Source organism: Neoluteolibacter marinus (assembly GCF_014904755.1).
Lineage (GTDB): Bacteria > Verrucomicrobiota > Verrucomicrobiia > Verrucomicrobiales > Akkermansiaceae > Haloferula > Haloferula marina.
Genome location: NZ_JACZFQ010000202.1, coordinates 1 through 522, shown reverse-complemented (window position 1 = coordinate 522; position 522 = coordinate 1). Strand labels below are relative to the sequence as shown.

1 pseudogene is annotated in these 522 nt (G+C 62.8%); it reads right to left on the bottom strand.

Annotated elements, in window-relative coordinates:
* Positions 1-229: 229 nt before the first annotated feature.
* A pseudogene (locus IG178_RS24465) lies at positions 230-522 on the bottom strand (serine/threonine-protein kinase); the annotation flags it as partial.

Genomic DNA, 522 nt, shown 5'->3' with positions numbered 1-522 from the left:
TTGGTCCCGGGTAAGAATAGGGCGTGCGTCATGGCATCGAAGATGACTTCACCGCCCACACCTCGCACAGCCTGCGCAACCTCAGACGCGCTCGGGTGGCGAGGTTCGGCAACGCGCGGAGTCGCGAAGGGGCTAAGCACGACACCGTCGGCAGTGCCCCTGGAGATCGCCTCCACGCACCACTTGCGGTGGCCAATCCGCCGACCGTCGTGAATAAGAACGCCGCTCATCAGTTGCCTCCCAGTCCGTCGAGCGCCGACATCAGTTCAGCGCCGTCGAGGTATCGTCTCGCCGGCTGGCGACTCAGGCATCTGTCCACGACTTTAGCGAGATCATCGGAGATCCCAGCGGCGAGCGACAATATGCCGGGTGCTTGTTGCGCGACAAGGGCGCGGTCATAATCGGTCTGACTCACATGCGGGTCGACGGGAAAATGACCGCTAAGTGCGTAGAACGCGAGGATTCCCAAGGCAAAGATGTCGCTGGCGGGCACTGGCTCTCCGCCTGGTACATGCTCCGGCG